24 protein-coding genes are annotated in these 26,940 nt (G+C 46.0%); 21 read left to right on the top strand and 3 right to left on the bottom strand.

Annotated elements, in window-relative coordinates; translation table 11 throughout:
• The coding region (locus GF309_11500) for a hypothetical protein (GenBank protein ID MBD3159406.1) at positions 1–873 on the top strand (873 nt) is incomplete at its 5' end.
• 132 nt (positions 874–1,005) lie between these two features.
• Here the strand turns inward: GF309_11500 and GF309_11495 are convergent.
• On the bottom strand, positions 1,006–2,025 hold the full coding sequence (locus GF309_11495) for a pyridoxal-phosphate dependent enzyme (GenBank protein ID MBD3159405.1): 1,020 nt from the start codon (positions 2,023–2,025) through the stop codon (positions 1,006–1,008).
• Positions 2,026–2,203: 178 nt separating this feature from the next.
• Here GF309_11495 and GF309_11490 point away from each other — a divergent pair, with 178 nt between their 5' ends.
• The 4 genes from GF309_11490 to GF309_11475 all read left to right on the top strand — a co-directional run bounded on the left by GF309_11490 (position 2,204) and on the right by GF309_11475 (position 7,084).
• Complete coding sequence (locus tag GF309_11490; GenBank protein MBD3159404.1) at positions 2,204–3,058, top strand: MBL fold metallo-hydrolase; 855 nt, start codon at positions 2,204–2,206, stop codon at positions 3,056–3,058.
• A 344-nt stretch (positions 3,059–3,402) separates the two neighbouring features.
• Complete coding sequence (locus GF309_11485) at positions 3,403–4,164, top strand: hypothetical protein (GenBank protein ID MBD3159403.1); 762 nt, start codon at positions 3,403–3,405, stop codon at positions 4,162–4,164.
• A gap of 89 nt (positions 4,165–4,253) precedes the next feature.
• Complete coding sequence (locus GF309_11480; GenBank protein MBD3159402.1) at positions 4,254–6,032, top strand: ATP-binding cassette domain-containing protein; 1,779 nt, start codon at positions 4,254–4,256, stop codon at positions 6,030–6,032.
• 2 nt (positions 6,033–6,034) lie between these two features.
• The gene (locus tag GF309_11475) at positions 6,035–7,084 is read left to right on the top strand and encodes a hypothetical protein (protein ID MBD3159401.1); all 1,050 of its coding nucleotides are present in this window, start codon (positions 6,035–6,037) and stop codon (positions 7,082–7,084) included.
• Between the two features lie 95 nt (positions 7,085–7,179).
• Here the strand turns inward: GF309_11475 and GF309_11470 are convergent, their stop codons facing one another.
• The gene (locus GF309_11470) at positions 7,180–8,064 is read right to left on the bottom strand and encodes a carbon-nitrogen hydrolase family protein (GenBank protein MBD3159400.1); all 885 of its coding nucleotides are present in this window, start codon (positions 8,062–8,064) and stop codon (positions 7,180–7,182) included.
• 306 nt (positions 8,065–8,370) lie between these two features.
• On the opposite strand from GF309_11470, the gene GF309_11465 reads away from it, so the two are divergent.
• Genes GF309_11465 through GF309_11450 form a run of 4 tightly spaced genes read left to right on the top strand, consistent with a single transcriptional unit; the run spans position 8,371 to position 12,366 of the window.
• Positions 8,371–9,828, top strand: a complete 1,458-nt coding sequence (locus GF309_11465) for an FAD-binding protein (GenBank protein MBD3159399.1) — start codon at positions 8,371–8,373, stop codon at positions 9,826–9,828.
• A gap of 5 nt (positions 9,829–9,833) precedes the next feature.
• Complete coding sequence (locus GF309_11460) at positions 9,834–10,226, top strand: 4Fe-4S dicluster domain-containing protein (GenBank protein MBD3159398.1); 393 nt, start codon at positions 9,834–9,836, stop codon at positions 10,224–10,226.
• Positions 10,223–10,954, top strand: coding sequence for a hypothetical protein (locus GF309_11455; protein ID MBD3159397.1), 732 nt, complete (start codon positions 10,223–10,225; stop codon positions 10,952–10,954). The genes GF309_11460 and GF309_11455 overlap by 4 nt, the downstream gene beginning before the upstream one ends.
• Before the next feature lie 44 nt (positions 10,955–10,998).
• A complete protein-coding gene (locus GF309_11450; GenBank protein ID MBD3159396.1) occupies positions 10,999–12,366 on the top strand; it encodes an aminotransferase class I/II-fold pyridoxal phosphate-dependent enzyme in 1,368 nt (455 codons plus the stop codon).
• A gap of 35 nt (positions 12,367–12,401) precedes the next feature.
• Here the strand turns inward: GF309_11450 and GF309_11445 are convergent, their stop codons facing one another.
• A complete protein-coding gene (locus tag GF309_11445) occupies positions 12,402–13,421 on the bottom strand; it encodes a hypothetical protein (GenBank protein MBD3159395.1) in 1,020 nt (339 codons plus the stop codon).
• Between the two features lie 110 nt (positions 13,422–13,531).
• Between GF309_11445 and GF309_11440 the strand changes: the two genes are divergently transcribed.
• From GF309_11440 to GF309_11385, 12 genes are all read left to right on the top strand, one after another.
• Positions 13,532–14,173 carry a cobalamin-binding protein gene (locus tag GF309_11440; protein MBD3159394.1) on the top strand — a complete coding sequence of 214 codons (642 nt, stop codon included), beginning with the start codon at positions 13,532–13,534 and terminating at the stop codon, positions 14,171–14,173.
• Positions 14,174–14,178: 5 nt separating this feature from the next.
• Positions 14,179–15,207: a hypothetical protein gene (locus tag GF309_11435; protein ID MBD3159393.1), complete on the top strand. Its 1,029-nt coding sequence runs from the start codon at positions 14,179–14,181 to the stop codon at positions 15,205–15,207.
• A gap of 316 nt (positions 15,208–15,523) precedes the next feature.
• The gene (locus GF309_11430) at positions 15,524–18,271 is read left to right on the top strand and encodes an FAD-dependent oxidoreductase (GenBank protein ID MBD3159392.1); all 2,748 of its coding nucleotides are present in this window, start codon (positions 15,524–15,526) and stop codon (positions 18,269–18,271) included.
• Between the two features lie 318 nt (positions 18,272–18,589).
• A complete protein-coding gene (locus GF309_11425; protein ID MBD3159391.1) occupies positions 18,590–19,084 on the top strand; it encodes a hypothetical protein in 495 nt (164 codons plus the stop codon).
• 5 nt (positions 19,085–19,089) lie between these two features.
• On the top strand, positions 19,090–19,968 hold the full coding sequence (locus tag GF309_11420) for a hypothetical protein (GenBank protein ID MBD3159390.1): 879 nt from the start codon (positions 19,090–19,092) through the stop codon (positions 19,966–19,968).
• Positions 19,911–21,302 carry an FAD-dependent oxidoreductase gene (locus GF309_11415; GenBank protein ID MBD3159389.1) on the top strand — a complete coding sequence of 464 codons (1,392 nt, stop codon included), beginning with the start codon at positions 19,911–19,913 and terminating at the stop codon, positions 21,300–21,302. The genes GF309_11420 and GF309_11415 overlap by 58 nt, the downstream gene beginning before the upstream one ends.
• A gap of 2 nt (positions 21,303–21,304) precedes the next feature.
• On the top strand, positions 21,305–23,056 hold the full coding sequence (locus GF309_11410) for a 4Fe-4S dicluster domain-containing protein (GenBank protein MBD3159388.1): 1,752 nt from the start codon (positions 21,305–21,307) through the stop codon (positions 23,054–23,056).
• Positions 23,053–23,499, top strand: a complete 447-nt coding sequence (locus GF309_11405) for a hydrogenase iron-sulfur subunit (protein MBD3159387.1) — start codon at positions 23,053–23,055, stop codon at positions 23,497–23,499. The genes GF309_11410 and GF309_11405 overlap by 4 nt, the downstream gene beginning before the upstream one ends.
• On the top strand, positions 23,496–23,729 hold the full coding sequence (locus GF309_11400) for a hypothetical protein (protein ID MBD3159386.1): 234 nt from the start codon (positions 23,496–23,498) through the stop codon (positions 23,727–23,729). Before GF309_11405 ends, GF309_11400 begins: the two co-directional genes overlap by 4 nt.
• A gap of 2 nt (positions 23,730–23,731) precedes the next feature.
• Positions 23,732–24,655, top strand: coding sequence for a F420-nonreducing hydrogenase (locus GF309_11395; GenBank protein MBD3159385.1), 924 nt, complete (start codon positions 23,732–23,734; stop codon positions 24,653–24,655).
• The gene (locus GF309_11390; GenBank protein MBD3159384.1) at positions 24,652–25,968 is read left to right on the top strand and encodes a Ni/Fe hydrogenase subunit alpha; all 1,317 of its coding nucleotides are present in this window, start codon (positions 24,652–24,654) and stop codon (positions 25,966–25,968) included. Before GF309_11395 ends, GF309_11390 begins: the two co-directional genes overlap by 4 nt.
• A gap of 119 nt (positions 25,969–26,087) precedes the next feature.
• Positions 26,088–26,940: protein kinase (locus GF309_11385; protein MBD3159383.1), on the top strand; the 853-nt coding region annotated here is incomplete at its 3' end.

Here is a 26,940-nt window from a genome sequence, read left to right as displayed (position 1 = left end):
GTTCATCTGGCTATTGTGGCTAACATTTTGGCTGTGATAGCAATGGCGTGGGATCTCAACGGGGGATACACTGGCCAGGATAATCTTGCCTCAGGTTTCTTTGCTGGAACTTGCGGATATGTCAGCGCAATACTGACTACCGCTTTTGGATGGCCAATTGCAGGTAGTCTCATCGTAGGTACTGTGGCTTCAGCTGGAGCTGCTCTATTGATAGGATTCCCCGCTCTAAGGATCAAAGGGCCTTATTTGGCCATACTAACATTCAGTGTTGCAGAAGTTGCCAGACTCGTAGTCATCTACTTCTCCGGCATAACACAAGGAGAAGAAGGAATAGGTGGAATTCCAAGAATCTTCGAGGGTGTTATGCCCAACTACTACTGGTCGCTATTCATTCTGCTTTGTGCCTACTTGATTTTGCGAGCGATAATGGATTCCAATCTTGGGTTGGGATTCAGAGCAATCGCAGAGGATGAAATCAGAGCAAAGACCCTTGGTCTTGACATAACTCGTTACAAGGTTCTCAGTTTCACTATCTGTGGTCTAGTTTGTGGTTTCGCAGGTGGAATCTATGCCCACTATCAAGCACACATAGACCCTGGATTCTTCTCGATTGTCTTTGCAATCAATATCATCAGCTTGGCCGCGGTTGGTGGTGAGAAAACACTGGTAGGCGCAGTTATTGGTGCCTATGTGTTGGATTTCTCTGCTGAATTGCTTCGATTCGTAACAGGCCCCGTTGCATGGGTACGAATGAGCCTACACGGGTTGACACTAGTGCTGGTGATGCTCTTCCTCCCTGGAGGAATCATGAGTGTCGTAAGAGACCATTTATCAGAGAGTGAAGAATCGGATACTGAAGACGAGGAGAACTAATCTCGGTTCTCCTCCCCTCTCTTTTTTTTTGGAATTCTTTTCATAATTCGTTTTTTCCTTTACGTATGATTTTTTGATTTATGGTGATACCGAATTATCTCCAATCATGGCAATAGACATACCGAGCTAAGATTACCGCTCCTTGATTCTGCCTCCATCAAGACTCGTCGTAGATTTGGCATCATTCTTATGAGCCCTTTCTTTGAGACCATTGAAGAAAGAAGACAAATCCACATTCCCCCCACTGATAATGATTCCTACTCGCTTGTTTCTGAATCGACCCTTGTGTCTCATGATTCCCGCCAATGGTACTGCAGATGATGGTTCTACAACGAGTTTCATTCGTTCCCAGAGCAGTCGCATAGCATTGACTATTTCTGCATCATCTACCAGCTGGATGTCATCAACATTATTGGATATTATGTCGAAACTAAGTTCTCCAAGTGATGTAAGGAGTCCATCTGCGATGGTGTGGGGGTTCACGCTGGGGTGAAATCTACCAGTCGTGAACGACCTGTAGGCATCATCTGCATTCGAAGGTTCTACACCAACAACTTCAACGCTAGAGTCTACCCCCTTGGCCGCTAATGAAGTCCCACTAATCAACCCCCCTCCGCCAACGGGAGCCAGAATGCAATCGAGGTTTTTGATCTCTTGAAGCAGCTCCAAGGCCGCAGTTCCAGCGCCAGCAATGACATTGGGATTATTGTAGGGATGTATCAAAGTTTGCCCCTCTTCTGATATGATGTCTTTCGTTGTGTTTTCTCTCCCTTCCAGCGTCGGCTCACACATCACTACATATGCTCCATAGCCCTTAGTGGCTTCCTGTTTGACCTTGGTGGAATTACGCGGCATCACGATTGTAGCGTCGATGCCCAGCATTCGGGAAGCGAGGGCTACAGCTTGAGCATGATTGCCGGACGAGTGAGCAATCACTCCCTTTTCCTTTTCCTCATCAGATAGCTGGCTGATTGCGTTGTATGCCCCTCTGAATTTGAATGCCCCACCTTTCTGAAAGTTCTCACACTTAAAGAAAACATTACAGTTGGCCATGCTGTCAATGTTTGAGGATGTCATGATTGGGGTATGATTTGCGATTCCACGGATTCGTTTCATTGTGTCCTTTATGTCTGGGAACTCTACCAAAAGCATCTACTCCGTTACATGTACTACTGTCGAACCACCACATAGACATTTTGAAACTCACATCAAATCCTTCATTGGTGAGAATTCCTTGGTTCCCAAGAACGGGTCTTGCTGAATAGTAGTACAAACTGTGCTGTCCTTCTCTCTTCGATGGTTTTATACAGTCCTAAAGAAACGAGGAATCATGGATGTACTTGAAGTAGGCCAGAGAAGTTTTGTCTTTTCTTTTCATGAGCCATTCTTGACAAATGTATACGTGATACTAGGCCAAAAGGCAGCGTACCTTTGCGATACCTTTCTAGGTCCAGACGCTATAACCCAAATCCTGAGTTGGTTCAGCGAAAATGGCTATGATCTCAGACGATTCTTTGTCTTCTATTCACATTACCATTATGATCATGTTTGGGGCACTTGTACTCTGGACAGTAGCACGGTTATCGCTCATGAGAAATGCCGAGATCTCTTGTTGGAGCATGGTGAGTCGGAAATACAAGAATATGGCGAGAGCATGATTGGAGACGTCACGTTAGTTTTGCCAAACATCACCTTAAGGCTGAGAATCGAATTGCATCATGAGAATCTCATCTTCTGGCATACACCAGGCCACACGTCTGATTGTGCCAGCCTGTATGATTCGGAGGATTCAGTGCTTTTCGTTGGAGACAATGTGGAAAGCCCTATCCCGTACGTAAATACTCCTGACATCGATGGATATCTCAAAAGCCTAGAATCATATCTTGAAATGGATTGGGATTTGCTGGTACCAAGTCATGATCCTCCTATGAACGATGCGAACTTGATACGAGAGAATATCGATTATCTCAGTAGGTTCTGGTCCGAAGAATTTGATTCATCATTTGATGAAGAAGCTACTTCAATCAGACATGCCCGAAATCTTGCGACCGTTGCTAAATGCGAAGAAATGGGGAAAAGCATCTCACTCGAGTACCTTCGTCGAGCCAGAGAGATTGTTGAACGGTTTGTGGATAATCCGACTGCTATCAAACTGTTGAAGGAGCTTGATGAACTGTCTTCGTGATTCCATTGGATTCTCAAGCGTCACAGGATACGGAACTATGATCCAAAAACGGTGAAACCCTCGGTCTCTGTACAGTTTTGACAATCAGTTGAATGGAGCAGTAACACACGATTATTTTGTCCGTTCTGAGTTTTGGAGCGTTTTTTATCGCTTTGTAATTGTAATAAGTTTTGAAAATGCTCATTATCAAATCTATATAATCCTTTATTCAAGAAACCCCGAACCTTATATAATGCGGATGGGTAAACAGACATACTAAAACGATTAGGAGATAATAATTCTCCTAAGCGGAGGAGATAAAACTGGCAGAAGAAGAACGCGTAAGAGAAAGAGAAAGAGCTCCAATGGGATACGGTGGAGCTAGCATTGCCTTCATAGCCGTTTATGGTGCTATTCAAGGCGCACTAGCTCTTGTACCGATCTTCCCATATGTTGGCGGTGGCGGTTTCGTGCCACTGTCAGTGGTGTTCTCGGCAATCGGACCATTAGTCCTTGGTCCCATTGGCGGTATTCTTGCAGCTGTAATCGGCGGGACTGTTGGTATGTTCATTAGTCCTGCAACATTTCCTCTCGGACCTCTTGACATCTTGCTAACGGGTGTACTGCCCGCATTCTATACTGCATTTGCACTCAATGCCGATGACAAGAAGTTCATGGGAATGGCAATAATCTTCTGGATTGTTACAGGTATTTTTGCCACTGTATTCCCATTCATCTTTCCGGGAGTTGGCACAGGAACTGGTGAATATGCCTGGGATCCACTAGTTTCCATCCTTGCTCTGTACTATTGGCTGCCTTGGCTTATCCTATTGATAACACCACTTGGCACCAAATTCATACCAGAGTGGGCACGTGGAGAAGATAGACCCAAGAGATATCTCGCTGTCTTCTTGGCCGTGCTGATGGGTCTGATGGCATGGTACATTCCATGGGGTACAATCTACTGGCTAATTCTTGAGTACTCTGTGGCCTTGGGCATCGCTACTCACATCGCGTATATGCCTTGGGTACCAGCTATGGCAATTATCACATCGATTATTGCTGTACCTGTGGTTGAAGCATTAGAGCGCAGTGGCCTGCCAAGAATACCAAGAGCGATTTGGTAACCTATATATTAGTATACACGGACACCGGCTTAGACAGCCGGTGTCTTCTGACTTTTATTTGACCAGTTTGGACCCGGTTTTCGACGTCAATGAAATATTGCGGAAGGATATCGTTTATGGCAACTAATGAATTAGTTAAAGTCGACAGAGTAACTTTCACCTATGAGCGAGGCCCAACTGCTCTGAAGGACGTCTCTTTTACTATTAACCGAGGAGAGGTCATAGCAGTAATGGGTGCAAATGGGGCTGGAAAGACCACACTCTGTTTCCATCTGAATGGAGTTATTCCGATGGTCTATGCAGGTACTGAGAAAGGCAAAATCACAGTAGCTGATTTGGATCCATGGGAAACTCCGATAATCGAGCTATCCCAACATGTCAGCATGGTTCTTCAAGACCCCGAGAGCCAGTTTGTGACCAACGACGTGAAATCAGAATTAGCATTTGGACCAGCAAATCTTGCTGTTCCGAAAGATGAAATCCTGGATAGAATTGATTTCGCGTCGAAAGTTTGTGGATTGGAGGGATTGCACGAACGAAGGCCAGCTGATTTGAGCGGTGGCCAGAAACAAAGAGTGGCTTTTGGAGCTGGTTTGACTATGCTCCCAGATCTTCTTGTTCTGGATGAACCTACAAGCCAGTTGGACCCAGTGGGAACAGCTGAAGTCTTGGATACATTGAATGGTTTGACAAAGGAAGAGGATCTTTCCATCGTTATTACCAGTCATAAGACAGAGAAAGTGGCCGAATTCGCGGATCGGGTGATTGTGCTCAACGAAGGTGAACTTGTTGAAACAGGATCTCCAAGAGAAGTGTTCTCACATGTTGAGAAGCTAGACTCAATTGGAGTGAATCCACCTCAGGTGACGATTCTCTGCAAACGTCTTGCTGACAAGATCCCCGGTTTCGAAGAACAGTATCAGCGACGAGGCGGCATTCCTATAACCCTGGATGAAGCCTATGATTTTCTTACTGATTTGCTGGACCAGGGCTTCATCAAGATAGATTGGAAAGAACCTCCCAAGTACGAACAACCATCTGAAGAGACTGTTCTGGAAACTTCTGACCTTGTACATGTCTATGAAGGTAGAGAACCTGTTACAGCACTTAGAGGTGTGGACATAGACATAAAGAAGGGAGAAATTGTCTCTATCATCGGCCAGAATGGTTCTGGCAAAACAACATTAGTCAAACACTTCCTCGGTCTACTTGATGCTACCGAGGGTGAAGTTAACGCTCTTGGAAATGATGTTAGCAAGATGACTACTGGAGAATTGGCAAAAACAATTCAGTTAATACTCCAGAATCCTGACTTCCAGCTCTTTAGTATTAGTGCTGAGAAGGAGATTCGTTTCGGTCTTGAGAATCTCAAATTGCCCGAGGAAGAAATCGAAAAGCGTGTTGATGATGCGCTGAAACGTGCCAATCTCGAGGACAAAAGGGAGATTTTTCCATTCAGGCTTAGTTTTGGAAACAGGAGGCAACTGGCGGCCGCAGCAGGCATCGCCATGGGTCCTGAAATCCTAATCCTCGACGAGCCAACTACAGCTCAAGATTATCGTGGGCGACACCGAATCTGTCAGATTGCGAAAGATATGCAGAAGGAAGACAAGACCATACTGATGATTTCCCATGATATGGAGCTGATGGCTACATACGCTCCAAGAACAATAGTACTAGCAGATGGTAAGAAAGTAGCCGATGCCCCTACCAGAGAAGTATTCGGAATGCATGATATTATGGAACAAGCAGACATCACTCCACCTCAAATATCACAACTAGCAGAGAAACTGAAGGACTACGGCATCAAGGATCTGCTTCTCACGGTGGATGAAATGGTTGATGTTATTGAGAGAGGAGGTGCCTAAGAATGGCGTTTCAATATGTCCCGAAAGATACATACCTTGACAAAATGAATCCACTTGTGAAGCTCGCCTATGTCGGTACAGCACTGATATTTGCTTTGCTCATAGATGAGATTACAGACTTGAGCATAGTCTTTCTCTGGATTCTTGTGGGTGCCGCTTGGTGGATGGCAGGAAGAGTAGAACTACGAAGCTTGGGATTCCTCCTTAGCTTGATGAAATGGATGGTTCTATTCCTGATGATTGTGCAGGGTCTTACGTATAGGTTGGGAGATCAAACTGTTATCCTCCAACTTTTCGACTATCCTGTACCGGGTACTGGTACGAATTACGGACAACTCACAATCGGAGGTGTCATGTTTGGCTTTCTTGTTAGTACAAGAATCATAGCTGTTGTTACGGTGCTGCCTATATTCACCATGACCACATCTATGAGCCGACTAAACGCGGCACTAGCGAAGATTCGTGTACCTCAGAAAATGATTTTCATGCTTGTTACTGCGATGAGATTCGTACCTCTCGTGCAGGAAAGCTGGCAGGCTATCATTGATGCACAGAAAATACGCGCTTTTGACATCGAGAAGGCCAATTTCTATCAAAAATTGCGTAGGGCCTATGTGCCAATTGTAACGCCTCTTCTACTCTTGATGTTTCGAAAGGCTATGGACTTGGAGGTTGCTATCAACGCTCGAGCATTCGGAGCGAAGAAAGAACGCACATATATTGAAGACATCGGTTTCAAGGGTGTTGATTACGCCGGATTTGCCGCTGTGTTTCTAATCTTCTTTGGTATGCTCTACTTGCTATTCTATCAATCAGAACCAATTGCATTGTTCATGTATCAGTGGATTTTGGTTGGTTGGAATGCATTCGTGTATGTTATCCAACTTCTGCAGATAGATGTGCTCCTCCAGACATTCAACAGCTTTCTGTTGGACATTCCCTATCTTGGCATCTACTTTGGTTTCTTTGACCAGAATCTATTGCTGGGATACGGAGGCGTCTTTGGGCTTGTAATCCTACTGTTCGTAATCTACAAACTTGCAGGCCGCTAAGTAAGCCTCGATTCAGTATAACCTGTGAGACGACGGGGTGCAGTGCTCGATTGGGTGTTGCCCCCCTCACAGCTATTTTTTCCGAAAGGCTAGAATCAATCATTGAGATTCTCTTTTTTGTCAAGATTTCCTAGATTCTCAAGAACTGTTCCGTCTTCGAAGTTCCTGTATGCCGGAAGATTCTCCCTAACTCTTGAATCGCGTAAGCTTTTCCATACTGGAGTGTTTCCAAATGTACCATGTTCTCTTAACCAAGAAACATGATCAAAATCAACTACGGTAGTTAGCACCGTTTCTTCTGGCCCAGATTTTCTCAAGATTCTACCTTCAGGGTCTACGAAAGCTGAATAGCCTCCACCAATCTCCTCTACTATATTGAGACTCAAAATGTAACACTGATTGAACACCGCCTGGGCACGTGCTAGCATTATTTCCGTATCTCGATCTGGCATCGGATTCGCTGTAGGATGTAGAACAACTTCTGCCCCCATCCAAGCCAGGTTGCGAACGACTTCCGGAAACCAGATGTCATAACAGATAGATAGTCCAATCCTTCCAAAATCCTCAACTTCAAAAACAACTAGTTTATCGCCATAATCATAGTCTTCGGAAGGACGCCAGGGAAACGCCTTTCTATAAGAGCAAACGATTTTTCCGTCTGGGTCAAAAACAAGAATGGTGTTGAAGATGCCAATATCGGTTTCTTCTATGAGCGTGCCAGGAATGATCCATGTATCGAGTTCTTTGGCGATATCCGAGATTTGATTTGTCAACTCGTTAGGAAAGGTATTCGCGTAAGGTCTCCAGCTTTCACCAGCTTCATGCTCTTGAAGATAGTATTCGCCAGTGAAAACTAAATCAATCCATGGGAATTCCTTGAGGGTGTCTCTAGCCATAGATCTGAATTTTTCTAGACTCGACTGTGAGCTATCACTATCTCTTTTCAGCTGGAGTCCTGCAATGCCAAATCTCTTAGTCATCTCTGTGATTGCTCCTATAAGAATTCGTTTTCCGAGTGTTACTGATTTATAGGTCTTAGACTTAATGAGATTGTGCAAACCGGATGAAGGAAATTATATCTCAAAACGTGGCATTTCGATTTGGCTCCCAGCATTACAGGAGATAAGGCCCACTATGGAAATTGCGTAGGAACATTCTGCCACATCCGAGACGCTTTTCATTATCTTTTGCAAAACTCGACTTGGTGTTGATTCTGATAGAAAACTAGTATCAAACAGTGAAATTTCTTCAACACAAAACACTGTTCTCTGGAGATTCTACAGCCAATGACTGACTACAGAAAGAAACTAAGCGAAATAGTACCGAGCGAAAACCTCGTTACGGACAAGGTGGATCGTGTAGCGTATGCGAGAGACCTAACGCCGTATTTCGCGGTCTCAGATGCAATTGTTTTCCCAACTACTCGGGAAGAAGTGATAGATATTGTCAAACTGGCCGCGGACGAGAACATTCCCATAACACCTCGTGGAGGCGGTGCTTCGTTCCAAGGCTCCTCGCTCCCGGTAGACGGAGGAATCATCCTTGACTTATCTCGTATGGATCGAATCCTCGAAATCAGCAACGAAGATATGGTTGCGGTTGTTGAACCGGGTGTTAGGTATGAGACCTTCGACCATGAACTGAAGAAGCATGGCCTGACTTTCCCACATGATGTTGGCAGCCACGACGCTGCTAGTATTGGTGGAATCCTTGCCTCGGATTCCAACGGTCATCATGCCTACAAATACGGAAGAGTAGGGTCGTGGATTCAGGCAATGGAGGTCGTTCTTGCTGACGGCTCTGTTATGGAGCTAGGCGGAAGACCCCCCCGGAGCAATATGGGGTTCAATCTCATGTCCTTGATAGCCGGTTCAGAGGGAACCTTGGGAATCATTACGAAGGCCACTCTTCGAGTTATTCCTAGACCACCTGTTGAAGCCAGTGTGGGTGCTTTCTTTGATGACCTTGATGATTTGATAGACGCCTCTCTTGCCATCACCATGTCAGGAATCGAAGCTGGTACCTTGGAAGCAACAGATGGCTACACGGTAGAAACAATAAACGATGTGATGGATTTCGGATTCCCTGAATGTGAAGCCAACTTTGTTGGAGACCTTCAAGGTTACAGCGAGGAAGACCTGCAGCGCAAAATCGATGTGATAACCTCAATCCTAGAAGAGCATGGTGGCAAGCAAGTCACCGTTGCCCGTGATGATGCCGGTGTCAGAAGGCTATGGGCTCCACGGATGGAAATCGATGTTGCCGTGATGGAGACCAATCCTGGATACCGCGAGATTGGTTTCGCTGCAGCAGACCCCTGTGTTCCACTGTCAAAGCAAGCTGAAGCTATGAGAGAGATTGGCAAGATTATCCGCTCTCACGGGCTCATTGCTGCAGTCTTCTGTCATACGGGCATAGGTATCATCCACCCGGCTGTGCTCATTGATCCCCAGAATCGTGACCACTGGAAGGCTATGAAACAGTCAGAACGTGAGATAATCGATTATGTCCAAAGCATAGGTGGAGTACTGACAGCCGAACACGGTCTGGGTTATGTTAGGAATCCTTACGTTAGAGAGGCTATTGGTGACAAGGCACTGAACTTTGACCGAAAAATCAAGGAGATATTCGATCCTCAGGGCATACTAAACCCTGGCAAAATGGGCCTTGACCGAGAAGAGCGTGACGAAGGAATCGAATTCACCTTTCCTGCATACGTTGAGGACAAGGAGATTTGGGAGTGAGAAAAATGGCAATCGAAGAATATGAACATGTTATCATGGAATGTGTAAGCTGCGGGCTCTGTCAATCTAACTGCCCCATCTACAAAGAGACAAAGCTGGAATCCAACAGCGCTAAAGGGAAAATGACCATTCTCTATGCGTTACTGCAGGGCTGGTTGGATTGGGATGAAGTAGCGGGTAGAATGTACGAGTGCACTACCTGCAAGAACTGCCAGGCTACCTGTCTTTCAGGACTGGATATCCCATCTGTTGTTGAGGCTGCAAGGGCGGAGCTAGTCGAGAAAGGTTATGGCCATGAAGTCTCGAAGCAGATTGCTGAGAACATCAGGGAGACACACAATCCCTTCGGCGAGAATCCGAAGAAGCGTAACAGACTGAAAGAACTGGCGGAGGCATGATAGAGATGATTGTATATTTTGCAGGTTGCATGGCGACGTATCGACTTCCTGAGATAGCTGAAGCCACCATCAAGGTGCTGAAGCATGCAGGCGTGGATTTCAAGCTCTTAGGGGAAGATGAATGGTGTTGTGGCAGCGTGGCATTGAGAACTGGTTATCAAGAGCAGGCAGAGGAGATGGCCAGACACAACGTGGAAGCTCTGAAAAAAGCTGGAGCAGATCGTGTTGTCACTGCTTGTGCAGGCTGTTTCCGGACTCTCGCCCTTGACTATCCCAAGATACTCGGAGAAGAGCTTCCATTCGAGGTAGTTCACTTCCCAACTCTCCTAAAGGAGCTGATCGAGGAGGGACGGATAGAGTTCCCGGAAGGGGAAGAGGTTGGCATAACCTATCACGACCCCTGCCACGTAGGACGACACATGGGAATCTATGATGACCCACGAGAAGCATTGGCGAGCATTCCTGATGTGGACCTCGTTGAGATGCATAAGAGTAAACAAACAGCTTCATGCTGTGGTGCTGGCGGTGGGGTCCGGTCAACCAATCGTGACAAAGCGCGGCAAGCAGCAGACACAAGAATCATCGAGGCTGAAGAGACCGGTGCATCAATCCTCACTACGGCATGTCCGTTTTGCACATTTAATCTGCGGGAAGCGACCAAGCGTAGCCAGGGAGAGATGAGAATGCTCGACTTTCCCGAGTTCGTTGTAGAGAGACTGAATCTGTAGAATAGTAAACAGTAGAGAGAATCACCATCGGTTTTTGTATTCCGATGGTTCTCTCAATATTTTTTCTTTCATCACCATTTCAGAGATTCCTAGCTTTTTTCCTCAGTGGAATGAGTTTTGAGGGAGTTCTTCTTCTTCTCGCCCATCGAGGCCCCAATCATATGCCAGAGTTGAATCAAAGAATTGAAGGTCTTCCTCGGAGTGGAATCGACCTAGTACTGCGTCTTTCAAAAATGCCTGATATTTTGAAACTCTCAATTGGATCACCAAGTTTCGAAACTCCTGAATTTGTAAAGGATGCTGCATTGGCAGCGATACGTGAGGGAAAAACACACTACTCTCCTGACGAAGGGCTTCTTGACCTCAGAGAAGCAATTTTGGCCAAATGCGAAGAATACAATCATTTCAGTTTTGATGTTGAAAAGGAAATTGTCGTTACTTCAGGAACATCTCCCGCTATTTACAATACATTCCAATGCCTTCTGGAGGAGAATGAAGAAATAGTAATACCTACTCCTGCCTACTTTGGGTACAGCAGAATGGTACAAATCCTAGGAGGAACCCCTGTTCAAGTACCTTCCTCCAGTGAAGCAAATTTCCAACCCGACCCAGAAGACATCAAGAATGCTGTTACGGGCTCCACCCGAGCAATCGTTGTACACACTCCGAGCAACCCAAGCGGTGCTGTATGGAGTGCAAAGAACCTGCAAGCTATTGGAGAAATCGCTGAAGATAACGATTTGTATATCATAGCCGATGAAGTCTACGAACGATTGGTTTATCGCGGAGCGAAACATGTCAGCATCGCATCTCTGTCGGATTTCAAGGACCGTACAATCACACTCTGTGGTCTTTCTAAAAGTCACGCGATGGCAGGCTTTAGAATAGGGTGGATTATTGGACCTGAGAGGTTTATGAATTGCTACAAGCGAATTCATGAACAGACAGCCATTTGTGCTCCAACCCTCTCTCAACATGCTGCAGTTGCTGCATTAAGTAGTCCAGAGGTTTCACTTGAGTATATGCTCACAGAGTACCAGAAACGGGCGGATTTACTCATTGATGCTTTTGAAAAAGACATACCCTATCTTGAACCCGTCAAAACGAATGGCAGCTTGTTCATGCTGATCTCAATTCGGGAATTAGTAGATCAAAAAATGGATGAGATGACCCATCACATCGACCAAGACGAAGAAATCAAGAAGCTGTTAAAGGACGATGAACTAAGTGCCCTGACAAATGGGAGTTCTCCATCTGAAACTGCTATGGCGTATATTCTTTCGAAGACTGGTGTTTTAATGATGGCTGGACATTATTTCGGCCTGGAGGGTGACAATTATCTTAGAGTATCCTTTGCTCCCGAACACGAGACAATAGTACATGCGATTGAGAGACTGAAGAATCGGTTTTAGCAGTGAAGACGTGGTCCAAACACACGTATCCAACTTCATTCCTGCAGTGCGGCATGTACATGTGCTCGGAGGTTCTCAAGCGGTATCTCGATGGGAATATCACATCCCGTACTGAGTATGAACCCGCCTTCCGTGGCGTTGGTGTCCTGGATACACTGTTTTGATTCTTCGGCTACCTCATCAGGTGTACCTGTGAGCATCGTGCTAGTATCAACATTGCCGATAATCGTAGCTTTGCGGTCAATCCGTTCCGTAGCTACATTCAAGCTGACCGCGGAATCCAAACTGAGCGCGTCTGCTTCAGTTCCAACCATCAGTTCTAGAATTGGAGTTGTGTGACCACAAATATGCAGCGTTGCCAGAGATTCTTTTTCATGAATCAGATTGTTGATTTTTCGGAGATTTGCTAGTGCGTACATCTCAAAGAATCTAGGCGATATGATACTGGTACTAGCGGTTGGTTCCAATACAATAACGTTATGAGAACCCGCCTCAATCTGTGCCTCTATGTATGGTCTAAGGATTTTCTGACAATGGTTGATTACATCTTTTGCTGTCCCAGGGTCTTCTATTGTCAGTTCCATTAGCTTGTTCATTCCGAGGAGATGTCCTGCAAGAGTAAACGGACCGATGACATAGCTGCTGACTAGATGAGTTTCTCCAACTGCATTTACCAAGCCCTCAATAGAATCAATGACTACACCCAGTCTTGAACCGTGAATATCATCAAAAGATGCATCAAAGATTCCCTCTACACTCTCAAACGGATGTTTATTCACATACGGAAATTCAGAATCTTTGAATTCAACACCTGCCCCCAACATTTCAGCTTCAACTGTTAGATCCATGCAGGTGATAACACCGTCATAACTGTATTCTTTGAGCATGCCGAGTTGAGACTTGATCTGCTTATCCGCATCATGAACTAGGTCCTTCAACGAGCGATTTGATAATCGTGAAGAAACAAGTCCTACCAATGGAATAACTGGCACTCTTCCAGGTGGTCTGTTTTGAATAGCTTCTCTTACAATATCAATAGGTTTCCTCTCACTCATAATCTCGCCACTATGTTTTTTCCGCTCTCAATACGTTCTTATATCATATATCATCTACACAATCTTGTTCCTATCAAGAGAACGAATGTCCCTTAGAGGTGCCCCCCTTTATGTCAGACAACAGCGTCCTGAGTGATTTGATTACAGCGATACGAGAAGGCAATCGGGAGATTGTTCCCGATTTAACAAAGAAAGCTATTGATCAGGGTATTGAGGCTTTTGATATTGTTACCAAAGGTTGTTCCAAGGCGATGAGGGAAGTTGGTGAACTATATCAAAAGGGGGAATATTTCGTGCCTGAGATACTTATGTCAGCAAAAGCATTTGAAGCGGGTATGGAGGTGCTCGAACCCCATCTAACTGAAATCGATACCAAAGCTAGTGGCACCGTTGTGATTGGTGTCTGTGAGGGCGATATACATTCCATAGGTAAGAATCTCGTGAAAACAATGCTTGATGCTACTGGTTTCAAGGTAATCGATTTGGGAACGGATATTCCTGCGAACGAGTTCATTGAAGCGGCAAAAGAGAACGAAGCGGATATTGTTGCTGTCTCAGCTCTCATGACCACGTCAATGCTGAAAATGGAAGAGATTTCAGAATCTCTGAATGCAAACGGCGTTAGCGCAAAACTGATGGTTGGCGGTGGTCCCGTATCCCATGATTATGCAGAGAAAATAGGTGCTCATGGGTATGGAAAAGATGCCATGGAAGCAGTTGATGTGGCTGTCCGGTTGGCAGAGAAGGAGTAGATGGTATGTCTTCACGGAATCTTATTCAGACTGCTCTTGATGGAAAACAACCAGAACGAATTCCCGTAAGTGTGATATCCACTGCTTGGACCTACAATCACTATGGCATGAATCTTGACGAAGTAGATTACGATTCCGATGCTATGGCTGAAGCATGGTTACGTTTTGACAATGATTTTGATGCTGATGCAGTCTGTCCTATGTTTAGTCCTTTGATTATTCCCGAGTACTATGGAACAGAGCTGAGAATTCCCGAAGGCGGCTTTCCCATTGTAAAGAAACCAGCAATCACAGATGCTTCCGATATTGATGAGCTGGGCGAATTTGATTCGTCGGAGGAACCGAGAGCACAAGCTGCACTTGATTGTGTAGAGAAGCTTGTTGACGAATTAGGATCACAGAAATGCATCTGGCTCGCGACTATTGGGCCTGTTTCGAATGTGTCCCGATTGATGGAAACACAGACTCTCATGATGCAACTAATCGAAGAGCCTGAATCTGTTCATGAAATATTCAATTGGAGCACAGAGGTGTGGAAAAGCGCAATAGAACCATTTCTTGATTTGGTTGATATAGTAGACTTCTCAGATCCAGTCGCTTCACCTGATATGATTTCACCAAAAATGTACAAAGACTTCTTTTGGCAATACGATAAGGACGTGGTGGACTGGTTACATGATTCAGAGACGAATGCGGTCTACCATGTATGTGGTGATGTCCTCAGAATCATAGATCGAATGGAATTAAGTGGTGCAGACGGCCTTAGTGTTGATGCACCTCTCGATTTGGAAAAAGCAAGAGAAGCAGTTCCTGATGCTACCATCGTAGGCAATATCGACCCAGCCAATCAGCTCCTGGAAGGTACACCAGAGAGTGTTGTACAAGCCAGTAAGCAAGCTATGTATGCTGGTGGGCGTAACGGTCCTATGATTCTTGCTCCAGGTTGCGATGTGCCACCAACAAGCCCTCCCGAGAATGTTCGTGCAATGATTCGTGCTGCAAAAGAATATGGCGTGTACCCTCTCAATTCCTGAACACAGGAGCTGGATGATTCTGAATGATGTGTGAAAACTGACTGCTAATCTGAAGTCAGAAGAATAGCTTGAAACCCCCTCCGTTATTTGAGGATATGCGAAGAAAAAGTCCTAGAACGGAATATGAACTGGATAAGTCAAATATGGGAGAGAAATGTAAGATTTATTACACGGGAAGCTGTTTTATGTTGTCAATGGAACATGACTGCTAATTTGATAATCTAATAATGCGATTCAATTGAATGTGCCCGTGTAGATCATCGGAGACCATGCTACAGCAGCAGGCAGGCATGACCTTGAGAAGGAATGAAGTGATATGTGCGCTGATGTAGCAAAACCGATCGATTCTTTGCATAAACGCCCAAATCAAACGACTGCAATGGTAGTTGGTGGGGGTGTTGCAGGAATGCAGGCAGCATTGGACATCGCAGATCAGGGCTTTAACGTCGTGCTTGTGGAGAAGAGTCCATCTATCGGCGGTCGTATGGCTATGATCGACAAAACTTTTCCTACGCTCGATTGTTCTGCATGTATTCTGACTCCAAAACTTAGCGAAGTTGACCGGCATCCGAATATCCGTCTTCTGACATATAGTGAGATACGAAGTGTGAGTGGTGTCGCTGGAGACTTCGATGTTCAAGTTGTTAAGAAACCAATGTACGTGAATCCTGATGAGTGCTCTGGATGTGGTGAATGTGTTGAAGCCTGTCCAGTGGAGCTGCCAAGCGAGTTTGATCAGGGAATCGGCTTTCGAAAAGCCATCTATCAACCCTTCCCACAAGCCACGCCCAACACATATACAATCAATAAGAAGGGATTACCGGCATGCCGGGCCAGTTGCCCGGCTGGGGTGAATGCTCAGGGCTTCATTTCTCTCATGAAAGAAAGACGATTTGATGAGGCTTTGAAAATCGTAAGGGACTCTATTCCTTTTCCGGGAGTCCTTGGGAGAGTATGCATCGGTTTCTGTGAAGCTGAATGCGAACGAGGAATGCTTGATGAAAGCATCAGTGTACGTAATCTTCACAGATTTCTTGCTGATTATGAGATGGCTGGTGAATCTCCCGATGTAGAGCCTATTGAACTTGATAAGGATTCATCGGTCGCTGTTGTTGGATCTGGCCCTGCAGGCCTATCCTGTGCTTATCACCTGATACGACAGGGCTACCCTGTCACTGTGTTTGAACAGAATTCCGAGCCTGGTGGTCTTCTTAGGTATGCTATACCAAAATACAGGTTGCCTCGCAATGTGTTGGATTATGAAATAGATAGAATCAAGCAACTGGGTGTTAACATAGAAACCAATCATCGGGTAGAATCATTTGAAGAACTCAACGACGCCGGGTTCGATGCCATCTTTGTGGCTACTGGTGCGTCGGTAAGCAACCGGCTAGCAATTGATGGAGAGAAAATGAGCGGGATTTTTCACTCGACTGAATTCTTGGATAAGATTGCAAGAGGGGAGGAGATAGAAGTAGGGGAAAAGGTCGCTGTAGTTGGCGGTGGTGACGCAGCTGTTGATTCTGCTAGAGTGGCGCTGCGTATGGGTGCATCTGATGTTGTTGTCATCTATCGTCGTTCCGGGATTGAACTACCTGCCATTCCAAGTGAGGTGGAAGATGCTCGGGAGGAAGGTGTCAGGTTCATGTTCTTGACTCAGCCGGTTGAGATTCTTACTTCGAAGAATGCACTTGCGGGCGTTAAATGCGTGAGAATGAGACTTGGCGAACCTGATCACTCGGGAAGGAGGAGACCAATCCCAATTCCCCACTCTGAATTCACCATTGCAATGGACAACATGATAGTTGCCATTGGCCAGAGTCCAGATCCTGTGGGCATTCAGAATGAGTGCGACTGCACTGACAGGGGGCTGTTGAAAGCGGATCCCATAACGCTTGAAACAAGTGTTGAAGGTGTATTTGGAGGCGGCGATCTCGTTTCCGGGCCTTACACTGTGGTCAAAGCAGTCGCACATGGAAGAGATGCTGCTGAGTCAATAGATCGGTATCTCAGTGGCCATGATTTGCGAAAAGGTCGAACCGAAGATAGGCACCGAGTACAATCCTACGAAGTAGATAAGAGTGAGCGTCGAATTGAGTCACGAGCCGCAATGCCGAAGCAGAGTGTGGCTTCTCGAAGGAATAGTTTCTCGGAAGTTGAGCTCGGCTTCAACAAAGAGATAGCATTAGCTGAAGCTGAGCGATGTCTTGGCTGTGCTAATTGTTGTGAGTGCAAGCTGTGTGTAGATGCTTGTGACAGAGATGCTATCGACCATATGATGCGAGAAGAGATTATGGATATCTCAGTCGGATCGATTGTGATTGCCACGGGAGCACGTCTCTTTGATGTCTCAGAGTATCCGCGTCTAGGATTTGGAGAGTATCCCAACGTCATCAATGCAATGCAGTATGAACGTCTGATTAGTGCCGCTGGACCTACCAAGGGTCATCTGATTCGACTGAGTGATGGCAGGATTCCAAAGAGCATCGGATTCATTCAGTGCGTTGGTGCCCGCGATGTGAATAAAGGCGTACCATACTGTTCTCGTATATGCTGTATGTATGGAATCAAGAACGCGGTGATGGCGAAGGAGCATCACCCCGATACGGAAGTTACAATCTACTTCGCTGATATCAGAGCCTTTGGCAAAGGTTTCGAGGAATTCTATGAAATGGCAAAACGAAGATTCGGGGTAAATTTCGTAAGGGGACGTGTTGGTTGTGTAATGGAGGATGCTGAAAGTCAAAACCTCCGTGTGAGAGTGGAGGAAACAACAACAGGTTCAATCAACGACTATGAGCATGACCTTGTGATTCTGAGTCCTGGCATCCAGCCTCCTGAGGGGCTTCGTGATATGGCAATCGAGTTAGGTACAGAGCTCGATGATGATGGCTACATCAATGTGCCTTCTCTCCTATCAGACCCTGTGAAAGCCAGCATGCCCGGAATTTTCGTTGCAGGTTGCGTTGATGGACCTAAGGATATTCCAGACAGCGTTTCTGCTGGAAGCGCAGCTGCCATGAAGGTTAGTATTCTCTTATCTGAAGGAGAAAACAAACAATAATCTGGAATTTCACTAGACCCATCACTTGATGATATTCCTCGAGATAGATTTACATCTTCGATTTCAAGTCAATCCTTAAAACTTGCATCGGAAATATGTACAACTTCTAGCAGAATGGCCGAATGCGCCGTCTAAATATAACAGGCAAAGCGAAAGAAGTATCAATCTGTAACCTATAATCTATTCATGCTGGATACTGTGATATGCATGCGTCGAAATGAGAACAATCCACAACCTTACCAAAATCCTCTTATTACTGATATCAGGTCCTGTCCACTACAGCATACGGGACGCGAGTTTGCAAGGAATTGAACTCCAATGACAGACAAAGAACGATTTGTCCCAAATTCCGACTTCGTTGAAGAGCTCTCGAAGCGGCCTGGGGGCGAAGGAATCTCGAAATGTGTTCAATGCGGCATTTGTACTGCAAGTTGCATGGTAGCAAATGAAACTGATAAGTATCGACCGAGGAAGCTTATTCAGAAAATAATCCTCGGGAAACGAGAAGAGGTTCTCACAAGTGAGTTACCATGGCTGTGTATGACCTGCAGAATGTGTGAAGAACGATGCCAGGAAGGTGTCAGCATAGCCGAAATTTTCCGGGCAGTACGCGAGCTAGCAGCTGAAGAAGGTCATATTCCTGATGTATTCTCTGATACGGTAGATCTCATCGCGGAGGACGGATGGATGCTAGCGGATTCCTACACTGATTTTCAGGAAGACGATCGACTCGATCTGGAATTGGACCCTGATCTTGGATGGAACTGCAAATTTTCCAAGAAAGTAAAGAAACGCTACATTGATGGAGAGTAACTTGCTTGAAGGAATTAGTCATCTATGTTGGTTGTACGACGCCAGTTAGGCTACCCTCCTATGAGAGGGCAACTAAACTTGTTCTAGAGAAGCTGGGTGTCAATCTTGTTGATATGAAAGATGCCAACTGCTGTGGTACGCAGTTTGTTGAATCACTAAGTCACAAGGCTTTCATCGCAATGAGTGGACGGATCCTCGCTTTGGGCGAGGAATATGGCCGTGACATTCTGGCTATCTGTGGAGCATGTTCCGGTTCTCTCAAGATGGTGAAACATGAGCTTGATAATGATGCAGAACTACGTGATGAGCTCAACGAACTTCTCGCAGAAGAGGACTTGGAGTACACAGGCAGCTCTAGAGTGAAGCATCTTCTCCAAGTTCTGAATGAAGATGTTGGCTACGAAGCAATTGAGCGAGCTGTCGTGAACCCGTATTCTAATCTGCGTCTCGCTGCTCATTATGGTTGCCATGTCACGAGGCCCTTCGAAATTGTTCAGGTTGATGACCCTGAGAATCCAACAATTATTGATCGGATTATCGAGATTATTGGGGCAGAACAGGTCAACTACACAGGAAAAACGCGATGCTGTGGCGGACCGTTGCTGGCAATGGATGAGGGCGTTGCAACAAAAATCGGAATTGACAAAATTCGGAATATTCAGAACGCAGGCGCTGATGGCCTCGTCACCTCATGTCAATTTTGCAATATCCAGCTAACCCAGTGTCAATTCGGAGAGGGTATGGACTCAGAAGAACGCATCCCCGTGTTGACCTTACCACAGCTTATGGGTCCAACACTTGGCATACCTATGGATGATCTCGGCATATGGCTCAACCGTATCGATTCGAAACCTGTCTTTGGAACTCTTCAGGAGGCCAAATAATGGCGGTACAGAAAACAGAAGAAATAGTCGATATTACATCGAAACCCGAAAACAGTGTAGTGGTAGTCGGTGGCGGTGTTGCAGGAATGCAGGCTGCACTGGACATTGCTGACCAGGGTTTCCAAGTTTATCTTGTTGAAGAAAGCCCATCCATCGGAGGAAAGATGGCTAGTATAGACAAAACCTTTCCTACACTGGACTGCTCTGCCTGCATATTGACACCAAAACTTAGTGAAGTTGACAGGCATCCAAACATCAATCTCCTGGCCTATTCCGAGATTGAGAAGGTGGAAGGGGAACAGGGCGATTTTGATGTCATCGTGTTGAGGAAAGCACGGTATGTTGATGAAGACAAGTGTTCAGCTTGTGGAGAATGTGTTTCTGTATGCCCAATTGAAGTGCCATCAGAATTTGAACAGGGAATCGGTTTTCGAAAGGCAATATATCGACCCTTCCCCCAAGCGACTCCCAACAGCTATACCATCGATATGGAAAACTGCATTGAGTGCGGTAGATGTATCAAAGCATGTGAGCGCGATGCCATTGATCACGAAATGAAGGACCAGCGATTGCGTATCAACGCTGGCGCCATTGTCATTGCGACAGGCTACGATCTGTTTGATGTGACTCGTTACCCTCGACTAGGTTATGGCAAATTCCAAGATGTCATTCATGCACTTGAGTATGAGCGGCTCATCAATGCATCAGGTCCTACGAAAGGACACTTGATTCGTCTAAGTGACGGCGCTGTTCCAGAAAGCATCGGTTTCATACAGTGTGTTGGTGCCCGTGACGTGAACAAAGGCGTACCGTATTGCTCTCGTATCTGTTGCATGTATGGAATCAAAAACGCGGTGATGGCGAAGGAGCATCACCCCGATACGGACGTGACTGTCTATTTTGTAGACATCCGAGCCTTCGGAAAAGGCTTCGAACAATTCTATGAAATGGCCAAAACTAGATTCGGTGTCAACTTTGTGAGAGGCAGAGTTGGTGAGGTCTATGAAGACAGCGAAAGTGATGGTTTAGTGGTCAGAGTGGAAGACACGACCACCGGAACAGTACTAGAAAACAAACATGATTTGGTTGTCTTGAGTCCCGGAGTTGAGCCCACTTCAGATCTTGACAAAATAGCAGAGACTCTCAATATGGATTTGGACGAAACCGGATATATTGGAGTTCCCGATACGCTTACGAAACCTGTTGACACAAAAATCGCAGGAATATTCGTGTGTGGATGCGCGGAAGGGCCAAAGGATATTCCTGATTCAGTTGCATCAGGAAGTGCTGCTGCGATGCGGGCTAGTATCGCCTTGAACAAGAAGGAGGAGTGAAGATGACTACTACTGACGAACCACGGATTGGTGTCTTTGTTTGCCACTGCGGACATAACATAGCAGGAGTGGTTGATGTTGAGCAAGTGGCGGAAAACGCCGACGAACTACCCAACGTTGTTTACTCCACGCATGAGATGTTCATGTGCTCGGATGCTGGCCAAAGATTGATTCAAGATATGATAGATGAGCATAACCTCAACAGAGTTGTTGTAGCAAGCTGTTCCCCTCGGATGCATGAAACAACCTTCAGGCGGGTATGTGAAGAAGCAGGCCTGAACAGGTATCTATTCGAGCAGGTTAACCTGAGGGAACATGTCTCATGGTGCCATATGAATGAACCCGAAAAAGCCACTGAGAAAGCAAAAGATCTTGTTAGAATGTCTGTAGCTCGAGCAGCGAAGCTTGAGAGTCTGCCAATAAAGACAGTCGAGGTCACGCCCAAGACTTTGGTTCTTGGTGGCGGCATAGCCGGATTAAGAGCTGCACTGGACATAGCGGACCGAGGCTTCGAAGTTGTACTTGTTGAACGGAATGAAGAACTGGGTGGACATGTTGCTGAATGGTCAACCCTGTTTCCGACTATGGAGAAAGGAAAGGAAGTCATAGAGCCCCTAGTTAAGCGTGCAAAGAAACACCCGAAAATCAGTGTTTTCACGGATTCCGAGGTTACCGCCTTTGAAGGATATGTTGGTAATTTTGAAGCCAAGATTCGAAATCGAAGTAGCGGTTCGGAAGACACACTTGAGATTGGTACAGCAATAGTTGCGACCGGATTTGACGCCTTTGAACCTCATGGCTATTTTGGCTACGGAGAAAGCCCAGATGTCATAACTCTTGCAGAACTTGAGAGAATGAAAACGGATGGCGAGTTGAAACGTCCAAGCACCGGTGAACCGGTGAAGAATGTGGCTTTCATTGGTTGTGTTGGAAGTCGTGAACCTGGCAAAGAAGGTCATGAACATTGCTCGCGGTACTGTTGTACTGCTGTAGCGAAATCCGCCAGCGAAATCAAGGAGACCGCAGATGAAGTCGTGATTCTATATAGAGATGTGCGTACGTACGGGAAGAATCACGAAGAAATTCACAGACAAGCTCGAAGCAAACACGTGATATTCAGCAAGTTCCCAACTGATGAGAATCCAGAGGTTGAAGTAAAAGACGGTACGGTCATACTTGAGTGGACTGACGTATTATCCGACGAGAGTCTTCATTTTGAACCTGATATCCTCGTTCTGGCTTCAGCAATGCTACCACCTGAAGGCATTGAGGAAGTAGCAAATATGTTCAGTTTGACTCGCGCACCTGACGGATTCTTCAATCCTGAGCATATCAAGCTTGCACCACTGACTACTCATACTGCAGGAGTGATGATTGCAGGAGCAGCACAGGCTGCTAAGAACGCTTCTGAAGCTGTTGTCGACGCTAGTGGTGCGGCTGCAAAGGCTACTGCGTTGATGGCCCGGGAAAAGGTGGAAATAGAATCTACTGTGGCGCATGTCCTTTCCGATCTTTGCTCTTCGTGCCATACGTGCGTATCAACCTGTCCGTATGGAGCGATAACCATGGACGAAACCGAAGATCCGCCTGTTGCAAGTGTTACCGAGGCTAAATGTCATGGCTGCGGTACATGTGCCGCATCTTGCCCAAGTGATGCGATAGTCATGCGGCATTCTACAAGTGACCAGATCATGTCTATGGTCGAGGCGTATCTCTGTCCACCAGCAGGTGGCAAACGAGGTGTTACCCAATGACAACCGCTGAAGCAAAGCAAACTCAATCAGATGAAGGCTGGGAGCCACGAATTGTCGCTTTTTGCTGTAATTGGTGCTCCTATGCTGGTGCCGATCTTGCAGGAACCAGCCGGATTCAGTATCCGCCTAACGCGAGAATCATTCGAGTGAATTGTACTGGACGAATTGACGTAGAATTCATTTTGGCAGCTTTGGATATGGGCGCTGACGGAGTTCTTGTTTCTGGATGTCATCCCGGCGATTGTCACTATACTAGCGGCAATCTAAAACTAAGAGCCAGATGGGCACTCATGAAGAAAGCTCTTGAACAAGCTGGTGTCAATCCAAAGAGAGTACGGCTGCAATGGGCTAGTGCTTCGGAGGCCCAGAAATTTGCAGATGGAGTAACTACAATGACCGAGCAGGTCCGTGAACTCGGGCCTATTGAGAGGCAATGGCAATGAGCGAATTTTCGAAGATGTTCAAGCAAAAGAGAGGGACAATAAGAAAACAACGTAGAGCCATCAAAGAAGTTTTGACCAACGGTCCTGCGCTTGTTTCGGAGATAGCAGACAAGACCGAGCTAGAGAAATCCCAAGTCGTGTGGAATCTCGTTGGCATGCTTAGATGGGGCGACATAGAAATCGTTGATGACAACGGCGAGGAATTGATATACGGACTGAAGGAGAGCTGAAGATGCCAGATAAAGTATCTGTAGCAATGGGTCAAGGGAGTTCCTGCTGGGGTTGTTTTCAGAGCTTGGTTGATATTCACATGAATCTAGCAGATGTTCTTCCACAGCTGGATATCAAATTCTGGGCCGCCGTGGCTGACTTCAAACATGAACATCTGGAAGAATATCCTGACGGCTCAATCGATATTGGTCTCTACGAAGGAATGGCTAGAACTGAGGAAGACGTTCATCTATTGAAAGTGATGAGAGATAAATGCAAGACCCTGATTTCATTCGGTTCTTGTAGCACATTCGGTGGTATTCCTGGAATGGCTAACTTCTCGGACATAGAGGAATGCTACGATGTGAAATTCCGCAACAACAAGACTGTGAAGGGCGGAGAAGTACCTACGGAAAATCTCCCGCCAATAACAGATGTTGTAAAACCAAACAAGGATTACGTTGATTTCGATATCTACCTTCCTGGCTGTCCGCCCACTTCTGACTTAATTTTGAAAGCACTTACCGCTCTCTTGAAGGGTGAGGATATTGAATTACCACCTCATACCGTTTGCCACTACTGCGATAGGGAGAAAGAAGATACTCCAATACCTGAAGTGTTGCGACCTTACCAGGGGAAAGCCGACCCGGATAGGTGCCTTTTAGAACAAGGATACATTTGCTTGGGTTCTGCTACCTGGGGACTTTGTGAAGGACAATGTGTGAACAAAGGTGCTCCTTGTAGAGGCTGTTTTGGACCTCCGCCACCGATTCATGATGACCAGGGTGCGGCAGGAATATCTATGCTTGGAAGCTATGCACCAATCGAACCTGAAGAAATTCTTGAGCAAGTGAAGGATCCGCTTGGAACATTTTGGCGATTCTCCTATCCAACGAGCCATTTGGGAAGTATGAGAATCAAGCGAGAGGAGGCGAACGACCAATGACTGACGAACGAACAATACGAATCGATCCTGTTACCAGGCTTGAAGGCCATGGATCATTGACCATCAAACTAGGACCTAACAACGAAGTCAAAGATGTACAGTTCAATGTAAGCAGCACGAGATTCTTCGAGAAGTTCCTCGAAGGACGCCCAATGGAAGAGGCTGTTCGCATCGCGCCTCGGATATGTGGTATCTGTCCGATTCCCCATCATCTTGCGTCAGTAAAGACTGTAGAAGATGCATGGGATGTTACACCACCCCCTGCTGCTATCAAACTTAGAAGGCTCCTCATAGAAGCAAAACAGCTTTCTTCACATGCTATTCATTTCTATGCACTTGCTGCCCCCGACTTTGTGTTTGGGCCATTTGCAGATCCGGCTGTTCGGAATGTTGCTGCTGTCCTCAAGCACTTGCCGGGTGTTGCGACGCAAGCTATCAAACTGATGGAGTTCGGTCAGGAACTCTGCAAGACTGTTGGAGCAAAAGCTATTCATCCAACAACAGCAATTCCTGGAGGGATGATGAGTCCCATTACCGAGGAACAGCGAGACCACTGGCTTTCAAAAACTGATGAGATGTTCGAAAACATTCAGAAGACAGTAGACCTCGCCAAGACTGTTGTCAATGACTACCTTGACGTGATAACGAAAGTGGCTGTTACTCCGACCTATTACCTGGGTCTAGCCAATGATGGCGAACTCGACATCTATGACGGTTTGATTCGGGTTATGGATCCGGAAGGCGAAATCGTCGAAGAGTTCGAACCAAGAAATTACGACGAGTATTATGGTGAGCATGTTTCGGATCACTCCTATGCTACTCACATCTACTACAAGGCAGCTGGTTATCCGGAGGGTATATGGCGGGCCAACTCTCTTGCTCGATGCAACGTTGCTGATAAGATGGCCACACCAATGGCACAGGAAGCATTAGAGGAGATGCGAGAGCTTGTTGGCCGGCCATCACATCATACCTTTGCCTATCACTATGCACGCGTCATAGAGATGGTGCAAGCAGCCGAGTGGATCAAGAAACTGCTTGAGGATCCAGAAATCGTTAGCGAAGATGTCAAACTGGCTGATGTTGAAGCGAATGCCGGAGAGGGTGTTGGCGTTGTTGAAGCCCCACGAGGAACTCTCCTGCACAACTACGTCTGCAACGATGAAGGAATCATTGAGAAAGCTAATCTCATCGTTGCGACAAACAATAACATCGCAGGTATAGAGAAATCTCTCATGGATGCAGCGAAGCTGATTTTCGAGGATGAGGGTCACAAGGGACTTGAGCTACCGGATCCGATGGTAGAAACATAATCGAACTTGGTATATTTCGGAATGAGTTCCGGAAATCAGTCTTGCAGCTGAATCTACAGCTTCCCTAGAGACGCTTCGGATGTTTTGCTCAGGTTTTGTTCACATGAAGCGGTATAACCTTGCTATTTGATATTGAGGCAAACCAACGAGAAGAGAAGAAGGCAGATGGAAGGACAAATCAGCGTGTGTTGTATGCATGGATTGAGTTAAGCCTGAAAAAGAATATGAATATGAGTTTTACCAACCATATTAGAGGGAAGGCATTGATTCGAGTTGTCATTGGACCACGAAATCTGAATAATGCTGAATCTCATTATGAGTTCGTGGGCAGTGAGGTGTTTATAGATCCCGATGAGATGGAGTATGTTGATGGGGGAGGACAGGGCATTGTATATCGCTGGCAGAACTTCGCATTGAAATTTCATTATGATGATTCGGCCCTGAAGCGACTTCTGGAAATGCGTCAAAGAGCCCTATTAGTGGGAGGGGCTGATAGAAGAAGAAGTATTCCCAAGAGTGTTCTATTGAGAACTCTTCCCATTGGCTTTGGAACAGCAGAACCATCTGATCTCAACCTCGAGCATAGTGATGACCTTCATGTTCTAGTTTTCAACTGGGTTGAGGGACAGTGCCTTAATCATGAAGAACACAGAGACTATCAAATACGCTGTATGATGGCTGATAGGGTTCTCGAAGGTCTGAGCTTCATTGAGCAGCTTCGAATTGTACACGCTGATCTTGTACCCCGTAATATCTTAGTGGATGAAAACGACCAACCCCATTTGATTGACATTGCGGGAGCAGGATTGATAGAATATGGAACTGGGAAATGGAAGTACCCGCCAAGCGTTCAGGGAACAAAAATACCGGGTTTTGTTTCCCCACCCGAGATGCAGAAACCCGGTGGTGAAATTGATAAATACACGGATAGATGGTGCGGAGTCACGCTGATATGTGCCATCATTGCAAGAG

It is taken from the genome of Candidatus Lokiarchaeota archaeon (genome assembly GCA_014730275.1).
Lineage (GTDB): Archaea > Asgardarchaeota > Thorarchaeia > Thorarchaeales > Thorarchaeaceae > WJIL01.
The sequence above is the reverse complement of the archived record's forward strand: the minus strand, read 5'-3'. Positions and strand labels throughout refer to the sequence as shown.

Bases quoted from the DNA above. Each gene is read 5' to 3' on its own strand.
- GF309_11495 (MBD3159405.1), bottom strand. From the start codon at position 2,025: ATGCTTTTGGTAGAGTTCCCAGACATAAAGGACACAATGAAACGAATC.
- GF309_11490 (MBD3159404.1), top strand. From the start codon at position 2,204: ATGGATGTACTTGAAGTAGGCCAGAGAAGTTTTGTCTTTTCTTTTCAT.
- GF309_11485 (MBD3159403.1), top strand. From the start codon at position 3,403: ATGGGATACGGTGGAGCTAGCATTGCCTTCATAGCCGTTTATGGTGCT.
- GF309_11480 (MBD3159402.1), top strand. From the start codon at position 4,254: ATGAAATATTGCGGAAGGATATCGTTTATGGCAACTAATGAATTAGTT.
- GF309_11475 (MBD3159401.1), top strand. From the start codon at position 6,035: ATGGCGTTTCAATATGTCCCGAAAGATACATACCTTGACAAAATGAAT.
- GF309_11470 (MBD3159400.1), bottom strand. From the start codon at position 8,064: ATGACTAAGAGATTTGGCATTGCAGGACTCCAGCTGAAAAGAGATAGT.
- GF309_11465 (MBD3159399.1), top strand. From the start codon at position 8,371: ATGACTGACTACAGAAAGAAACTAAGCGAAATAGTACCGAGCGAAAAC.
- GF309_11460 (MBD3159398.1), top strand. From the start codon at position 9,834: ATGGCAATCGAAGAATATGAACATGTTATCATGGAATGTGTAAGCTGC.
- GF309_11455 (MBD3159397.1), top strand. From the start codon at position 10,223: ATGATAGAGATGATTGTATATTTTGCAGGTTGCATGGCGACGTATCGA.
- GF309_11450 (MBD3159396.1), top strand. From the start codon at position 10,999: ATGGTTCTCTCAATATTTTTTCTTTCATCACCATTTCAGAGATTCCTA.
- GF309_11445 (MBD3159395.1), bottom strand. From the start codon at position 13,421: ATGAGTGAGAGGAAACCTATTGATATTGTAAGAGAAGCTATTCAAAAC.
- GF309_11440 (MBD3159394.1), top strand. From the start codon at position 13,532: ATGTCAGACAACAGCGTCCTGAGTGATTTGATTACAGCGATACGAGAA.
- GF309_11435 (MBD3159393.1), top strand. From the start codon at position 14,179: ATGTCTTCACGGAATCTTATTCAGACTGCTCTTGATGGAAAACAACCA.
- GF309_11430 (MBD3159392.1), top strand. From the start codon at position 15,524: ATGTGCGCTGATGTAGCAAAACCGATCGATTCTTTGCATAAACGCCCA.
- GF309_11425 (MBD3159391.1), top strand. From the start codon at position 18,590: ATGACAGACAAAGAACGATTTGTCCCAAATTCCGACTTCGTTGAAGAG.
- GF309_11415 (MBD3159389.1), top strand. From the start codon at position 19,911: ATGGCTCAACCGTATCGATTCGAAACCTGTCTTTGGAACTCTTCAGGA.
- GF309_11410 (MBD3159388.1), top strand. From the start codon at position 21,305: ATGACTACTACTGACGAACCACGGATTGGTGTCTTTGTTTGCCACTGC.
- GF309_11405 (MBD3159387.1), top strand. From the start codon at position 23,053: ATGACAACCGCTGAAGCAAAGCAAACTCAATCAGATGAAGGCTGGGAG.
- GF309_11400 (MBD3159386.1), top strand. From the start codon at position 23,496: ATGAGCGAATTTTCGAAGATGTTCAAGCAAAAGAGAGGGACAATAAGA.
- GF309_11395 (MBD3159385.1), top strand. From the start codon at position 23,732: ATGCCAGATAAAGTATCTGTAGCAATGGGTCAAGGGAGTTCCTGCTGG.
- GF309_11390 (MBD3159384.1), top strand. From the start codon at position 24,652: ATGACTGACGAACGAACAATACGAATCGATCCTGTTACCAGGCTTGAA.